General features: G+C 59.4%; 7 protein-coding genes, 2 tRNA genes and 3 rRNA genes. 1 reads left to right on the top strand and 11 read right to left on the bottom strand.

Annotated features, from left to right (window positions below):
* Window positions 1–16 precede the first annotated feature (16 nt).
* Entirely contained in the window at window positions 17–1,630 is a 1,614-nt protein-coding gene (locus AC3FLX_RS28425; protein WP_488700668.1) for an MFS transporter, read from the bottom strand.
* A 187-nt stretch (window positions 1,631–1,817) separates the two neighbouring features.
* Between AC3FLX_RS28425 and rocF the strand changes: the two genes are divergently transcribed.
* Entirely contained in the window at window positions 1,818–2,720 is a 903-nt protein-coding gene (gene rocF, locus AC3FLX_RS28430) for an arginase (RefSeq protein ID WP_488700669.1), read from the top strand.
* A gap of 146 nt (window positions 2,721–2,866) precedes the next feature.
* On the opposite strand, the gene AC3FLX_RS28435 is transcribed toward rocF, so the two are convergent.
* From AC3FLX_RS28435 to AC3FLX_RS28480, 10 genes are all read right to left on the bottom strand, one after another.
* A complete protein-coding gene (locus tag AC3FLX_RS28435) occupies window positions 2,867–4,348 on the bottom strand; it encodes an AdeC/AdeK/OprM family multidrug efflux complex outer membrane factor (RefSeq protein ID WP_488700670.1) in 1,482 nt (493 codons plus the stop codon).
* The gene (locus AC3FLX_RS28440) at window positions 4,345–7,491 is read right to left on the bottom strand and encodes an efflux RND transporter permease subunit (protein WP_488700672.1); all 3,147 of its coding nucleotides are present in this window, start codon (window positions 7,489–7,491) and stop codon (window positions 4,345–4,347) included. The genes AC3FLX_RS28435 and AC3FLX_RS28440 overlap by 4 nt, the downstream gene beginning before the upstream one ends.
* Before the next feature lie 26 nt (window positions 7,492–7,517).
* A complete protein-coding gene (locus AC3FLX_RS28445; protein ID WP_488700673.1) occupies window positions 7,518–8,681 on the bottom strand; it encodes an efflux RND transporter periplasmic adaptor subunit in 1,164 nt (387 codons plus the stop codon).
* Between the two features lie 797 nt (window positions 8,682–9,478).
* Entirely contained in the window at window positions 9,479–9,823 is a 345-nt protein-coding gene (locus tag AC3FLX_RS28450) for an endonuclease (protein ID WP_488700674.1), read from the bottom strand.
* Between the two features lie 324 nt (window positions 9,824–10,147).
* Window positions 10,148–10,261: ribosomal RNA gene (gene rrf, locus AC3FLX_RS28455) — 5S ribosomal RNA — on the bottom strand.
* Window positions 10,262–10,378: 117 nt separating this feature from the next.
* Window positions 10,379–13,257, bottom strand: a 23S ribosomal RNA gene (locus AC3FLX_RS28460).
* A 284-nt stretch (window positions 13,258–13,541) separates the two neighbouring features.
* A tRNA-Ala gene (locus AC3FLX_RS28465) sits at window positions 13,542–13,617 on the bottom strand.
* An 11-nt stretch (window positions 13,618–13,628) separates the two neighbouring features.
* Window positions 13,629–13,705 (bottom strand) — tRNA-Ile (locus tag AC3FLX_RS28470).
* Between the two features lie 63 nt (window positions 13,706–13,768).
* Window positions 13,769–15,300 (bottom strand): 16S ribosomal RNA (locus AC3FLX_RS28475).
* Together the 16S, 23S and 5S rRNA genes with 2 tRNA genes alongside form the textbook arrangement of a ribosomal RNA operon.
* A gap of 68 nt (window positions 15,301–15,368) precedes the next feature.
* On the bottom strand, window positions 15,369–15,638 hold a 270-nt coding region (locus AC3FLX_RS28480), incomplete at its 5' end, for a hypothetical protein (protein WP_488697331.1).

Below are 15,638 nucleotides of genomic sequence, written 5' to 3' on the forward strand. Positions count from 1 at the left end.
CTCCAGTTTGCGGATATCAGTCCGCGGCCATCACAGGTTCATGCACCCGTGCCAGCCTGATCGGCGGCACACGGCGAACACGCCAGATACCGACCAGGGCCGCGACGGCTGCCAGTAGCACGCCAAGATGGATGGCACTCACCAGCGACACCCGGGCCTGCTCCAGCAGCAGGGCTCCATTGTGCCCTGCCTGTTGCAGATTGGTCAGCAATTCCGTTTGCGCGGCTTTGTCGATCAGGATCTGCGGATCGGTCATCCTGGCCGCCCAGTCGGAAGCATGGGCGGATGCAAGAGCCGTTGTCACACCTGCGGTATAGCTGCGCGTCACCAACGTGCCCACCAGCGCAGTGCCTACCATCCCGCCCACCATGCGCAGTGACTGCAACATGGCCGTGGCAATTCCGAGATGGGAGCGTCCCGCCGTCTGTTGCGCGAACACCGTCAGGTTAGGCAACACAAACCCAAGTCCCAGCCCCGCGCACAGCATGATGGCCAGCAGCAAATTGTGATGCATGCCGCGCGTGGCCTGCGACAGGCCCAGCAGCGCCAGCGCCAGCAGCGTAAAGCCGGCGTACAACATGCTGTTGGGCTGCGGAATGCGCGTAATGATCCGTCCGTTGACGATGCTGCCAATGGTGATGCATACCACCAGCGGCGTGACCAGCAACCCCGCTTCCTTCGGCGAATAGCCAAATCCGCCCTGAAACAGCAACGGCGCATAGAGCAAGAGCGCAAACATCGCAAACCCGCCCAGCACACCGAGCACGAACAGCGGCGCCAGTGCCGGATTGCGGAACATGTCGAGCGGCAGGATCGGGTTCTCGCAGCGGCGCGACCATTGCCACAAGGCTACGAACGACGCGCACGACAGCACCATGAGTCCGATGGTCACCAGGTCGAAGCCGCGCTCGGGCAGCCATTCCACGGATAGTTGCAGGCTGCCCAACCCGGCCGCAATCAGGAACGCCCCTAGCCAGTCGATCCGAACCGGCCCCTGGTTTTTCTGCTGACGTAGATGCGGCAGGTAGCGCCAGGCGAATACCAGCCCCAGCAGCCCCACTGGGACATTGATATAGAACACCGCGCGCCAGCCATACCACTCGGTCAGCAGACCACCCAGCGAAGGACCCACCGCATTGGCCAGCCCGAATGCCGTGCTCATCATGACCTGCCAGCGCAGACGCACGTGCGGATCTGGAAACAGGTCCGGGATGCAGGCAAACGCAGTGCCGACGAGCATCCCGCCGCCAATCCCCTGGAGCGCGCGGGCTGCCACCAGGAACGGCATGTTCGTGGCCATCCCGCACAGCACCGATGCCGCCAGAAACACGACGATCGACGCCAGCACAAACGGCTTGCGCCCATAGTAGTCGCCCAGCCTGCCAAAGACCGGCACGGTGACGACCGATGTCAGCAGATAGGCCGTGGCTACCCACGCGTAGTATTCAAAACCCTGCAACTCGGCCACTACCGTCGGCAATGCAGTGGAAACGACGGTCTGGTCCAGCGCAACGAGCATCACCACGAAAGCAATGCCGAACATCGCGAGCAGCGATTCACGAAACGGCAGCACCTGTCCGCTGCTGCCCGACTGTGACCCATCCTGTCCATGACCCGAATCCGATGCCATTTTATTGCCCGATCAATAATTGTGCGATCAATGATCAACGAATTATAGGGCGGCAACTCCTGTCCTGCAGAAGATTTTTGGCGCTCCTACGATGCAACCTGAGATCGGTGCGATCATTATTTGCAAGCCACCGGTTCGACGGCACCCAACAATGGGTGCGTCATAGAAGACACGCGATGGAGATTGCATGAAGCCAGTGACATTGATCGGCGCACCGACCGATGTGGGCGCCAGCATTCGCGGCGCATCGATGGGGCCCGACGCCCTGCGCGTGGCCGATATCGCCAGCGTCCTAGCCAACAACGGGCTGCAGGTGCACGACCTGGGCAACCTTAGCGGGCCTGGCAATCCGTGGCAGCCGCCGATCGATGGCATGCGACACCTGCAGGAAGTGCTCGCATGGAACGAGCAGATCTTCGAGACCACCTATGCCACGCTGGCGGCCGGCCATATGCCGTTGCTGATGGGAGGCGATCATTGCCTGGCGATAGGTTCGGTCAGCGCGGCCGCCCGCTACTGCCGGGAACAGGGCAAGAACCTGCTCGTGCTGTGGCTCGACGCCCACGCCGATGCCAACACCGGCAGCACCAGCCCCACCGGCAACATCCACGGCATGCCCGTGGCCTGTCTGTGCGGCGATGGGCCGGCGCCGCTGACCGCGCTCAGCGGCGTCACGCCAGCCATGTCGGCCAGACAAATCCGCCAGGTGGGCATCCGTAGCGTCGATGCCCAGGAAAAGCTGCGCCTGCGCGAACTCGGGCTGACGGTCTACGACATGCGTTACATCGACGAAAACGGTATGCGCCAGACGATGGAGCAGGCCTTGGCTGGTATCGATGCCAATACGCACCTGCACGTCAGCTTCGACGTGGACTTCCTCGACAGCCAGATCGCACCGGGCGTGGGCACGCCCGTGCGCGGCGGCCCCACCTATCGTGAGGCGCACCTTGCCCTGGAGATGATCGAGGATACCGGCGCGCTCGGCTCGCTCGACGTGCTCGAACTGAATCCCGCGCGTGACGTGCACAATCAGACCGCCGAGCTGGTTGTGGAACTGCTGGAAAGCCTGTTCGGCAAGTCAACGCTGTAGTCACGATCCGATTGCGGGCAGGTGCGGGGTTAGATCGCAGCTGGTATCGCGGTCATGGACGCGTTCGCGGCAACAGCCGTGCAATAAAAAACGGAGGCAGCCAGAAAGCTGCCTCCGTTTTTCTTTTTGCACGTGTACCCGGCGGGCTAGGAAGCTGACTTGCCGCCGCCTGAAATACTGCCCGTGGTGGTGCCGGCATCGCCCGCGGGCGCGCCAGTGGCTTCGTTCAGTCCACCGCCCAGTGCCTTGTACAGGTTGACCTCGCTGGTCAGTTGGTTCAGGCGTGCCTCGATCAGTGCCTGCCGTGCCGTGAACAGCTGGCGCTGTGCATCGAGCACGGTCAGGTAGCTGTCGACGCCGGTGCGGTAGCGCCCTTCAGCAAGCCGGTAGTAGTCCGAGCTTGCCTCGACCAGTCGCATCTGTGCCGCGACCTGATCGGTGAACGTACCGCGCGCTGCCAGTCCATCGGACACCTCGCGGAACGCCGACTGCACGGTGCGTTCGTACGTGGCCACGTTGATGTCCTTCTGGATCTTCGCGTAGTCCAGGCTCGCGCGCAGGCTGCCGGCCGTGAAGATTGGCAGCGAGATCTGTGGCGAGAACAGCCAGGTGCCAGATCCCGCTTCAAACAGGCCGGACAACTGGCGGCTTGCCGTGCCACCCGAGGCAGTCAGCGTAATGCGCGGGAAGAACGCCGCACGCGCCGCGCCGATATCGGCATTGGCCGATTTCAGGCGGTGCTCGGCCGACAGGATGTCGGGGCGATTCTGCAGCAGGTCCGACGGCATGCCGGCCGGCACTTCGGCTAACAGCTTCTGGTCCAGCGGGAGCCCTTGGGGCAGATCGGACGGGATGCCAGCGCCAAGCAACAGTGTCAGCGCGTTGACGTCCTGGGCGACAAGGCGCGTATAGCGCGACAGCTGCGCGCGCGCATTCTCGACCTGCGTCTGCGACTGGCGCAGGTCCAGACGCGACGCGATACCTTCCTCGAAGCTGCGCCGAGTGAGGTTGTACGTGCGCTCGAACGCGCCAAGCGTGTCGCGCGTGACCTGAAGGTTGGCTTCGTCCGCGAGTTGCGTCAGATAGGCATTGGCCACGCTGGCCACCAGCGAGATCTGCGTGCTGCGGCGCGCTTCCTCACTGGCGAAGTATTGCTCAAGTGCAGCCTCGCTAAGGCTGCGCAGACGTCCGAACAGATCCAGCTCCCAGGCCGTGGTGCCCAGCGATATCCCGTACTGGCTGCTGATCATGCGCTGCCCCGTCGACGAGAGATCGGCCGGCACACGCTGGCGCGTGCCCTGGGCCGCTACTCCCACCTCGGGGAACAGGTCCGCGCGCTGGATGCGGTATTGCGCGCGATAGGCGTCCACATTGAGCGCGGCCACGCGCAGGTCGCGGTTGTTTTCCAGCGCAACCTCGATCAGCCGATGCAAGCGGGGATCGGCGAAATATTCGCGCCAACCCAGCTCCGCCGCGGGCGGCACCCGTGCATCGCCAGCGCCGGTCTGGTAGGCGTCGCCCAGCGGATAGGCGGCGTCCACCGGCGCGGCGGGCCGGTCATAGTTCGGGATCAGGCTGCAGCCAGCGAGGGCCGCCACGGCGGCCAGGCAAAGTAGCGTCTTTCTCATGCTTGGGCTCCCGTTTCCAGGGAGGATGATCCGGACTTGCGACGGCGTTCCTTGATCGACGTGACGACGACAAAGAACAACGGCACCCAGAAGATGGCCAGCACGGTGGCGGTGATCATGCCGCCGATCACGCCGGTACCGATGGCATGCTGGCTGCCAGCGCCCGCGCCTTGCGACACGGCCAGCGGGAACACGCCGAGCATGAACGCCAGCGACGTCATGATGATCGGACGCAAGCGCATACGGCATGCCTCGACCGCCGCCTCGACCACGCCCTTGCCCTGATCGTGCAGGTCCTTGGCAAATTCGACGATCAGGATCGCGTTCTTCGCCGACAAGCCCACCGTGGTGAGCAGGCCCACCTGGAAGAACACGTCGTTCGACAGGCCGCGTGCGATAGTCGCCATCAGGGCGCCAATCACGCCAAGCGGCACCACCAGCATCACCGAGAACGGAATCGCCCAGCTTTCATACAGCGCCGCCAGACACAGGAACACAACCAGCAGCGACAGCGCGTACAGCGCCGGAGCCTGGGCACCCGAGAGTCGTTCTTCGTACGACAGGCCGGTCCAGGAGTAAGCGATACCAGTAGGCATCTGCTTCATGATTTCCTCGACGGCCGCCATCGCCTCGCCCGAACTCTTGCCCGCGGCCGGTTCGCCGAGGATTTCCACCGCCGGCACGCCGTTGTAGCGCTGGAGCTTGGGTGAACCGTAGCCCCACTTGCCGGTGGCGAACGCCGAGAACGGCACCATGTCGCCCTTGTCGTTGCGCACAAACCACTTGTTCAGGTCATCCGGGTTCATCCGCGCGTTGGGTCGTCCCTGCAGGTAGACACGCTTCACGCGGCCGCGATCGATGAAGTCGTTCACGTAGCTGGAACCCCACGCAATCGACACCGTGCTGTTAATGTCGCTCAGCGAGATACCCAGCGCGCGTGCGCGTTCGTCATCGATCTCAAGCACGTACTGCGGCTCGTCGTTCAGGCCGTTCGGGCGCACACGCTGAAGCGCGGGATTCTTGGCGGCAAGCGACAGGAACTTGTTGCGTGCTTCCATCAGCGCGTCGTGACCCAGGCCGGCCTGATCCTGCATATAGAAGTCGAAGCCGGTGGCGTTGCCGAGTTCCTGCACCGCGGGCGGCGCGAAGGCAAATGCCAGCGAATCACGGAACGTGCTGAACTTGGCCTGCGCGCGCTTGGTCAGGTCGAACACGCTGGTGGCATCGCCCTCGCGCTCCTTGAACGGCTTGAGCAGAATGAACGCAAGACCCGAGCTCTGGCCGCGGCCGGCAAAGTTGAAGCCGTTGACCGTGAACAGCGATTCCACGATCTTGCCTTCATCGTTGAGCAGGTAGTTGCGCATCTGGTCCAGCACGGTCTGCGTACGCTCGGCCGACGAACCCGGCGGCGTCTGCACCTGGGCATACAGCACGCCCTGGTCTTCTTCCGGCAGGAACGACGTCGGGATCCGCGTGAACAGGAAGCCCATCGCCAGCACGATCACCACGTAGATGATCAGGAACGGGGCACGCCGCTTGAGGATGCTGACCACGCCGCCTTCATACTTCTGCGTGGACCTGATGAAGCTCCGGTTGAACCAGCCGAAGAAGCCGGCCTTGTGTTCGCCGTGGTCGCCCTTTTCGATCGGCTTGAGCATCGTCGCGCACAGTGCCGGGGTCAGGATCAGCGCCACCAGCACGGAGAGCACCATCGCGGAGACAATCGTGATCGAGAACTGGCGGTAGATCACGCCCGTGGAGCCACCGAAGAATGCCATCGGCAGGAACACTGCGGACAGCACCAGTGCGATGCCGACCAATGCGCCCTGAATCTGGCCCATCGATCTCCGGGCGGCCTCCTTCGGCCCCAGCCCCTCCTCGGACATCACCCGCTCGACGTTTTCCACCACCACGATGGCATCGTCCACCAGCAGGCCGATTGCGAGCACCATCCCGAACATCGTCAGCGTGTTGATCGAGTAGCCAAACGCAGCCAGCACGCCGAAGGTGCCCAGCAGAACCACCGGCACCGCGATCGTCGGGATCAGCGTGGCGCGGAAGTTCTGCAGGAACAGGTACATCACCAAGAACACCAGCACGATTGCCTCGAGCAGTGTCTTGACCACCTCCTGAATCGAGTCGGCAATCACTGGCGTGGTGTCATACGGGAATACCGCCTTGATGCCCGGCGGGAACGACGGCTCCAGTTGCTTCAGTGTGTTGTGGATGTTCTTGACCGTTTCCAGCGCGTTCGCGCCCGAGGCCAGGCGGATGGCGATACCCGATGCCGGCCGCCCGTTGTACTGGGCGTTGATCGAATAGTCCTGGCCACCGAGGCCCACCTCGGCCACATCGCGCAGGCGCACCTGCGAGCCATCGGCGTTCACCTTCAGCAGGATGCTGCCGAACTGCTCGGCCGTCTGCAGACGGGTCTTGCCGATCACCGTTGCGTTGAGCTGCTGGCCGCGCACCGCAGGCAGGCCGCCCAGCTGGCCCGAGGCCACCTGCACGTTCTGCGCCTTGATGGCATTGCTGACATCGAGCGGCGCCAACTGGAAGCTGTTGAGCTTGGCCGGGTCCAGCCAGATACGCATTGCGTACTGCGAGCCGAAGACCTGGAAGTCACCGACACCCGACGTGCGCGAGATGGGATCCTGCAGGTTCGACACGATGTAGTTCGACAGATCTTCCCGCGTGGTGGCCGGATCGGTCGAGATCAGGCCCACGATAATCAGGAAGTTACGCACCGACTTGGTCACACGGATGCCCTGCTGCTGCACTTCCTGCGGCAGTAGTGGCTGGGCCAGGGCCAGCTTGTTCTGGACCTGAACCTGCGCGATATCGGGGTTGGTGCCCTGCTCGAACGTGGCCGTGATGGTCATGCTGCCGTCGGAGTTCGATTCCGACGAGATGTAGCGCAACCGGTCGAGACCGTTCAGCTGCTGCTCGATAACCTGCACCACCGTGTCCTGCACGGTCTGTGCCGATGCACCCGGATAGGTCACCGAAATGGCGATGGTGGGCGGCGCGATCGCGGGATATTGCGTGACCGGCAGCGAGCGTATCGACAGCACGCCGGCCAGCATGATCACGAGCGCGATCACCCACGCAAAGATCGGCCGCTCGATAAAGAAATTAGACATGGCAAATCCTTATGCGTCGGTCCCGATCAGGACTTGGCGGCGGGGGCCGAGGCTGCGGCCGGCACCGAGGCCGGTGCCAGGCCGGCTTGCGCGGCATTGGCCTCGGCTGCCTTCACCTTCGCACCGGGGCGGACGAATTGCAGGCCTTCGACGATCACGCGATCACCGGCCTTGAGGCCGTCCGTCACCAGCCAGCTGTTGCCGATCGTGCGATCGGTCTTGAGCACACGCAGTTCCACTTCGTTGTTGGCATTGACCACCAGCGAAGTGGGCTGGCCCTTCAGGTCACGTGTGACGCCCCGCTGTGGTGCCAGGATGGCCGACTGCCGAACGCCTTCGGCAAGGCGGGCGTGCACGAACATGCCAGGCAACAGCTCGTTACGCGGATTCGGAAACACGGCGCGCAGCGTGACCGATCCCGTGCTCTGGTCGACGGCCACTTCCGAAAACTCGAGGCGGCCTGCTTCCGGATAGGTGCTGCCATCCTCGAGCTGCAGCATGACCTTGGCGGCATTGGAGCCGGCGCCTTGCAACTGGCCGTTTGCCAGCTCCTTGCGCAGGCGCAGGATTGACGCGGAGGGCTGCGTGACGTCGACGTAGATCGGATCCAGCTGCTGGATCGTTGCCAGGGCATTCGCCTGTCCATTCGTCACCAGCGCGCCTTCCGTCACAATCGAGCGGCTGATACGGCCGGAGATCGGTGCCAGAACCTTGGTGTAGCGCAGGTTGATATGGGCTTGATCCACCGCTGCCTTGGACTGCAGGTATGACGCCTGTGCTTCGGCGTACTGCTGCTTGCTGACGGCTTCGTCGCCGACGAGGCGGCCATAGCGCTCCGCCAGCAGCTTCGACGAGGCGAGCGTGGCTTCGGCACTCTTCGCGGTAGCTTCGTATGTGGACGGATCGATCTGGTAGAGCTGCTGGCCCTGCTTGACGTCGCTACCTTCCACGAACAAACGCTTCTGGATGATGCCATTGACCTGCGGGCGGACTTCGGCAATCCGGTACGGCAACGTGCGTCCCGGCAGGGACGTGTCGAGCGTAACGGTTTCGTCCTTCAGCGTGACAACTTTCACTTCAGGCGTCTGGGCCGCGGGGGCTTCGTTCTTCTTGCCGCAGGCGGTCAGCACCGTCACGGCAAGAGCCAGCATGCCTGGAATCAAAGCACGCCTGGCGCGCATTGCTTGCATAGCGATTTCCTCGAGGATGAAACGGAATTGGTTCTTATTGGTCCTGGCCAAAGCCAGGCGGGCGTCACGGCGCGCGTGAACGCAATTGGCGTGCCTGCGACAGGCACGTGTCGGCTATCGGGTTCAGCGGATTGTCGCCATTGGCCCCTGCTTTCGCCAGCTTTGCCGGCCTGGAGGAAAACTGAACACCGGCCACGCCGCGCGCGCGTCCGGCACAGGACCACCCTGTGTGGGCAATCCTGCTCCCCGTACTCTCAAATATCCTGCTTGACCTTCGATTATCGGCACTACTGTTGCATGCGTAAGGCGTGCACCGATCTTGGGTGGGCATCGTCTTAGCGGTCGACAACAATAATCGGTTTTACCGAAATCTGCAGACGCTCACCTGTCTTGTGGCGTCATTCACACAACCTATGCCTGAGTTGCTTCAGACTTCGACGGCCTCCTCCTCCAAGGTGAGCCGCCAACTACAGCTGGCAATGCAGCATTTGAGCAGTCTGCCTGGCAAACAGTTCAATAAGCATGCTGCCAATCGTTCGCTATACTACCAGCTCGTAGATAAGTCAGGATGACAGAAAATTGGCTGTAATGAAGTGAAATACTCCATTTGGTTATGGGAATCCGAAACGAGTGCACCAATTCCAAAGGGAAATCGGCCGGTCACGCCCGTGAACGAGACAGTGTTTTGCGTGGATGAGACAGTCGCGGCGAGATTGTCCCCAGCCATAAAAAAGGAAAGCCCCGCAACGGTGCGGGGCAATACAGGTCGACGGGCCATCAGATGTTGCTAATGTTGCTTACGCGCCGTCCAGATACAGGCTACGCGGGCCAAGGCGTGAACCGAGCATCGGCCCACTCCAGCGCATGTCGCCGCGATAGGCTGGGGCACCAACACGATCCGGTTCGACTGTTGACACCGGGCCAGGCTGGTACGACGGAGTGGTTTGATAGGTTTGTGCCGGCGGTTGCGGCGTCAGGTTCTGCCGCGTTGTGCTGTCCGCGCCCTGTGTGTACGGGTCGAACTTGTCACCGGTACGTGCGCCACTGGTGCTCGGGGCATAGGTGCCGCCTGCGGTCGAGCCACCCTGCGTGTAGGGGTCGCGCGGACCTGGCGTCATTTGCGCCAGGGCGGAAACCGACATGAGGAGAAGCGCTCCGGCCGTCAAAACACTGCTGGTTCGAATCATTCGCATGGTTACCTCCATGTGCAGCGGGACAACGGGAATGCTGTCCCAGGTAACGAGCAAATGAGCGAAACGCGTGCCGGCCCATTTGGGCCGAACTACGCACGATTCTGGAGTATTCAGGGCAGCCAGCCCTGAGCTTTTACAAGCCTCAGGTAAGGACTGCAACGCAGCGTTCGAGCGGCGCCGTCTGGCGCAACCGCTTGCGTGGAATGCGCGCGCATTCCGCTTCACAAAAGCAAAACCCCCAAGCTTTTGGGCTTGGGGGTTCTGGGTATAAGAGCCTGGCGATGACCTACTTTCACACGGGTAGTCCGCACTATCATCGGCGCAAAGTCGTTTCACGGTCCTGTTCGGGATGGGAAGGGGTGGTTCCAACTCGCTATGGTCACCAGGCATGAGGGGTTGCCGGGCTGACTAGTGTCAGCGCGGCGAATCTGGGTGTAGTAAAGATTGGGTTGTGTTGTACACCTGGGCACTAGGCGCACTCACCAGGTAAAACACACTGGTTATAGGATCAAGCCTTACGGGCAATTAGTACTGGTTAGCTTAACGCATTACTGCGCTTCCACACCCAGCCTATCAACGTCCTGGTCTCGAACGACCCTTCAAGGAGGTCAAGCCTCCAGGGAATCCTCATCTTCAGGCGAGTTTCCCGCTTAGATGCTTTCAGCGGTTATCTCTTCCGTACATAGCTACCCTGCGATGCCTCTGGCGAGACAACAGGTACACCAGCGGTACGTCCACTCCGGTCCTCTCGTACTAGGAGCAGCCCCCGTCAAGATTCCAACGCCCACGGCAGATAGGGACCAAACTGTCTCACGACGTTTTAAACCCAGCTCACGTACCTCTTTAAATGGCGAACAGCCATACCCTTGGGACCGGCTACAGCCCCAGGATGAGATGAGCCGACATCGAGGTGCCAAACACCGCCGTCGATATGAACTCTTGGGCGGTATCAGCCTGTTATCCCCAGAGTACCTTTTATCCGTTGAGCGATGGCCCTTCCATTCAGAACCACCGGATCACTATGTCCTGCTTTCGCACCTGCTCGACTTGTCGGTCTCGCAGTTAAGCACGCTTTTGCCATTGCACTTTAGGTACGATGTCCGACCGTACCAAGCGTACCTTCGAACTCCTCCGTTACACTTTGGGAGGAGACCGCCCCAGTCAAACTGCCTACCATGCACTGTCCCCGACCCGGATTCACGGGCCAAGGTTAGAACCTCAAACAAACCAGGGTGGTATTTCAAGGACGGCTCCACGTGAACTAGCGTCCACGCTTCAAAGCCTCCCACCTATCCTACACAGATCGGTTCAAAGTCCAATGCAAAGCTACAGTAAAGGTTCATGGGGTCTTTCCGTCTAGCCGCGGGGAGATTGCATCATCACAAACACTTCAACTTCGCTGAGTCTCGGGAGGAGACAGTGTGGCCATCGTTACGCCATTCGTGCAGGTCGGAACTTACCCGACAAGGAATTTCGCTACCTTAGGACCGTTATAGTTACGGCCGCCGTTTACCGGGACTTCAATCAAGAGCTTGCACCCCATCATTTAATCTTCCGGCACCGGGCAGGCGTCACACCCTATACGTCCACTTTCGTGTTTGCAGAGTGCTGTGTTTTTATTAAACAGTCGCAGCCACCATTTTATTGCAACCCCTTCACCCTCCTGGCGCAGGCCAGTCAAGCTACAAGGGCGTACCTTATCCCGAAGTTACGGTACCAATTTGCCGAGTTCCTTCTCCCGAGTTCTCTCAAGCGCCTTAGAATACTCATCTCGCCCACCTGTGTCGGTTTGCGGTACGGTCTCGTATGACTGAAGCTTAGAGGCTTTTCTTGGAACCACTTCCAATTGCTTCGCAGCACTAGGCCGCTCGCCCCACATCCTTGAATTCCGCGCCCGGATTTGCCTAAGCGCCTTCTCCAATGCAGGGACCGGGACTTCCAACACCCGGACAACCTTCCGCGATCCGTCCCCCCATCGCATCATACGACGGTGCAGGAATATTAACCTGCTTCCCATCAGCTACGCATCTCTGCCTCGCCTTAGGGGCCGACTCACCCTACGCCGATGAACGTTGCGTAGGAAACCTTGGGCTTACGGCGAGGGGGCCTTTCACCCCCTTTATCGCTACTCATGTCAGCATTCGCACTTCTGATACCTCCAGCATCCTTTACAAGACACCTTCACAGGCTTACAGAACGCTCTCCTACCACGCACTTGCGTGCGTCCGCAGCTTCGGTGACTGGCTTAGCCCCGTTACATCTTCCGCGCAGGACGACTCGATCAGTGAGCTATTACGCTTTCTTTAAAGGGTGGCTGCTTCTAAGCCAACCTCCTGACTGTTTTAGCCTTCCCACTTCGTTTCCCACTTAGCCAATCTTTGGGACCTTAGCTGGCGGTCTGGGTTGTTTCCCTCTTGACACCGGACGTTAGCACCCGATGTCTGTCTCCCGTGATTGCACTCTTCGGTATTCGGAGTTTGCTATGGCGGGGTAATCAGCAATAGACCCCCCAACCATGACAGTGCTCTACCCCCGAAGGTGAGACACGAGGCACTACCTAAATAGTTTTCGGAGAGAACCAGCTATTTCCAGATTTGTTTAGCCTTTCACCCCTATCCACAGCTCATCCCCTAACTTTTCAACGTTAGTGGGTTCGGTCCTCCAGTACGTGTTACCGCACCTTCAACCTGGCCATGGATAGATCATCTGGTTTCGGGTCTACACCCAGCGACTCAACGCCCTATTCGGACTCGCTTTCGCTACGCCTTCCCTAATCGGTTAAGCTTGCCACTGAATGTAAGTCGCTGACCCATTATACAAAAGGTACGCCGTCACCCGTTTCCAGGCTCCGACTGTTTGTATGCATGCGGTTTCAGGATCTATTTCACTCCCCTCCCGGGGTTCTTTTCGCCTTTCCCTCACGGTACTGGTTCACTATCGGTCGATTACGAGTATTTAGCCTTGGAGGATGGTCCCCCCATCTTCAGACAGGATTTCACGTGTCCCGCCCTACTTGTCGTACACCTAGTTCCACAACGCTGTTTTCGCATACAGGGCTATCACCTGCTATGGCCGGGCTTTCCATCCCGTTCTGCTAACAATGCTGCTAAAGAGTACAAGGCTCTTCCCATTTCGTTCGCCACTACTTTGGGAATCTCGGTTGATTTCTGTTCCTGCAGCTACTTAGATGTTTCAGTTCGCCGCGTTCGCTTCCCTTGCCTATGTATTCAGCAAGGGATGACCCATTAGGGCCGGGTTTCCCCATTCGGACATCTCCGGATCAAAGCTTGTTTGCCAGCTCCCCGAAGCTTTTCGCAGGCTACCGCGTCCTTCATCGCCTGTAATCGCCAAGGCATCCACCACATGCACTTGTTCGCTTGACCCTATAACGAGTGTGTCTCAAGGACACGACCGTCATAGGTCTGAGTTCTCGCGTTTGTGCCGTATTCCAAGTCATCTTTCGATCACTTAAATACATTTTGGTTGATACAATCACAACCCGGTATCGTGTTGGGTACTTCAGCCTCTCATCAAGGCTTCACGACACCTTTACTACATCCCATATTGTTAAAGAACAGCCGAGCTAAATGCTCGTTGGCAACAGCCAAAGACAATCACTCAGAATAAACTCCTGAATACTTGTCTTTGACGACTACCCCAAGGTAAGTGGTGGAGGATGACGGGATCGAACCGACGACCCCCTGCTTGCAAAGCAGGTGCTCTCCCAGCTGAGCTAATCCCCCGTGAGATAACTTGGTGGGTCTGGTAGGACTTGAACCTACGACCCCCGCCTTATCAAGACGGTGCTCTAACCACCTGAGCTACAGACCCTTGGCTGTAACAGCAAACAAACCGATAAGTGTGAACGCTTGACTTGTGAACACAAGCCTCTAGAAAGGAGGTGATCCAGCCGCACCTTCCGATACGGCTACCTTGTTACGACTTCACCCCAGTCATGAACCCTGCCGTGGTAATCGCCCTCCTTGCGGTTAGGCTAACTACTTCTGGCAAAACCCACTCCCATGGTGTGACGGGCGGTGTGTACAAGACCCGGGAACGTATTCACCGCGGCATGCTGATCCGCGATTACTAGCGATTCCAGCTTCACGTAGTCGAGTTGCAGACTACGATCCGGACTACGATGCATTTTCTGGGATTAGCTCCCCCTCGCGGGTTGGCAACCCTCTGTATGCACCATTGTATGACGTGTGAAGCCCTACCCATAAGGGCCATGAGGACTTGACGTCATCCCCACCTTCCTCCGGTTTGTCACCGGCAGTCTCTCTAGAGTGCCCTTTCGTAGCAACTAGAGACAAGGGTTGCGCTCGTTGCGGGACTTAACCCAACATCTCACGACACGAGCTGACGACAGCCATGCAGCACCTGTGTCCACTTTCTCTTTCGAGCACCTAATGCATCTCTGCTTCGTTAGTGGCATGTCAAGGGTAGGTAAGGTTTTTCGCGTTGCATCGAATTAATCCACATCATCCACCGCTTGTGCGGGTCCCCGTCAATTCCTTTGAGTTTTAATCTTGCGACCGTACTCCCCAGGCGGTCAACTTCACGCGTTAGCTACGTTACTGAGAAAATGAATCCCCAACAACTAGTTGACATCGTTTAGGGCGTGGACTACCAGGGTATCTAATCCTGTTTGCTCCCCACGCTTTCGTGCATGAGCGTCAGTGACGTCCCAGGGGGCTGCCTTCGCCATCGGTATTCCTCCACATCTCTACGCATTTCACTGCTACACGTGGAATTCTACCCCCCTCTGACATACTCTAGCCTTGCAGTCACAAGCGCAATTCCCAAGTTAAGCTCGGGGATTTCACGCCTGTCTTACAAAACCGCCTGCGCACGCTTTACGCCCAGTAATTCCGATTAACGCTCGCACCCTACGTATTACCGCGGCTGCTGGCACGTAGTTAGCCGGTGCTTATTCTTCCGGTACCGTCATCCGCCCCAGGTATTAACCAGTGCGTTTTCTTTCCGGACAAAAGTGCTTTACAACCCGAAGGCCTTCTTCACACACGCGGCATTGCTGGATCAGGGTTGCCCCCATTGTCCAAAATTCCCCACTGCTGCCTCCCGTAGGAGTCTGGGCCGTGTCTCAGTCCCAGTGTGGCTGATCGTCCTCTCAGACCAGCTACTGATCGTCGCCTTGGTGGGCCTTTACCCCACCAACTAGCTAATCAGACATCGGCCGCTCCTGCTGCGTGAGGCCTTGCGGTCCCCCACTTTCACCCTCAGGTCGTATGCGGTATTAGCTAATCTTTCGACTAGTTATCCCCCACAACAGGGTACGTTCCGATGTATTACTCACCCGTTCGCCACTCGCCGCCAGACCGAAGTCCGCGCTGCCGTTCGACTTGCATGTGTAAGGCATGCCGCCAGCGTTCAATCTGAGCCAGGATCAAACTCTTCAGTTCAATCTCTGTGTGGTGCCGAAGCACCTCGCTCTTTCGAGCGGTCGCTCACTCTCAGAAAACTGACTGGCTCACATCTCGCGACGTGAACCAACATGTTTTACTGTGCGAGCACTGATAACTTTTGAAGCATCACAAGGCCGAAACCTCGTGGCGTTCGCCATCAAGCGCCCACACTTATCGGTTGTTTGTTTGTTAAAGAACCTCAGCGGCCGGCTTTGCCGTTCGCTGTCGCTGCGTCGTTTTCGTTGCAGCGGAGAAACGAGATTATGCAGAGCATTCAGCGTTTCGTCAACAGTTTTTGCAGAACTTTTTTTCTGCCGGTCAGCGCTGAAAACTCC

Source organism: Cupriavidus sp. 291-E7 (assembly GCF_057798835.1).

Coding starts and splice junctions, on each gene's coding strand:
- AC3FLX_RS28445 (WP_488700673.1), bottom strand. CDS start 8,681: ATGCAAGCAATGCGCGCCAGGCGTGCTTTGATTCCAGGCATGCTGGCT.
- AC3FLX_RS28440 (WP_488700672.1), bottom strand. CDS start 7,491: ATGTCTAATTTCTTTATCGAGCGGCCGATCTTTGCGTGGGTGATCGCG.
- rocF (WP_488700669.1), top strand. CDS start 1,818: ATGAAGCCAGTGACATTGATCGGCGCACCGACCGATGTGGGCGCCAGC.
- AC3FLX_RS28450 (WP_488700674.1), bottom strand. CDS start 9,823: ATGTCGGTTTCCGCCCTGGCGCAAATGACGCCAGGTCCGCGCGACCCC.
- AC3FLX_RS28435 (WP_488700670.1), bottom strand. CDS start 4,348: ATGAGAAAGACGCTACTTTGCCTGGCCGCCGTGGCGGCCCTCGCTGGC.
- AC3FLX_RS28425 (WP_488700668.1), bottom strand. CDS start 1,630: ATGGCATCGGATTCGGGTCATGGACAGGATGGGTCACAGTCGGGCAGC.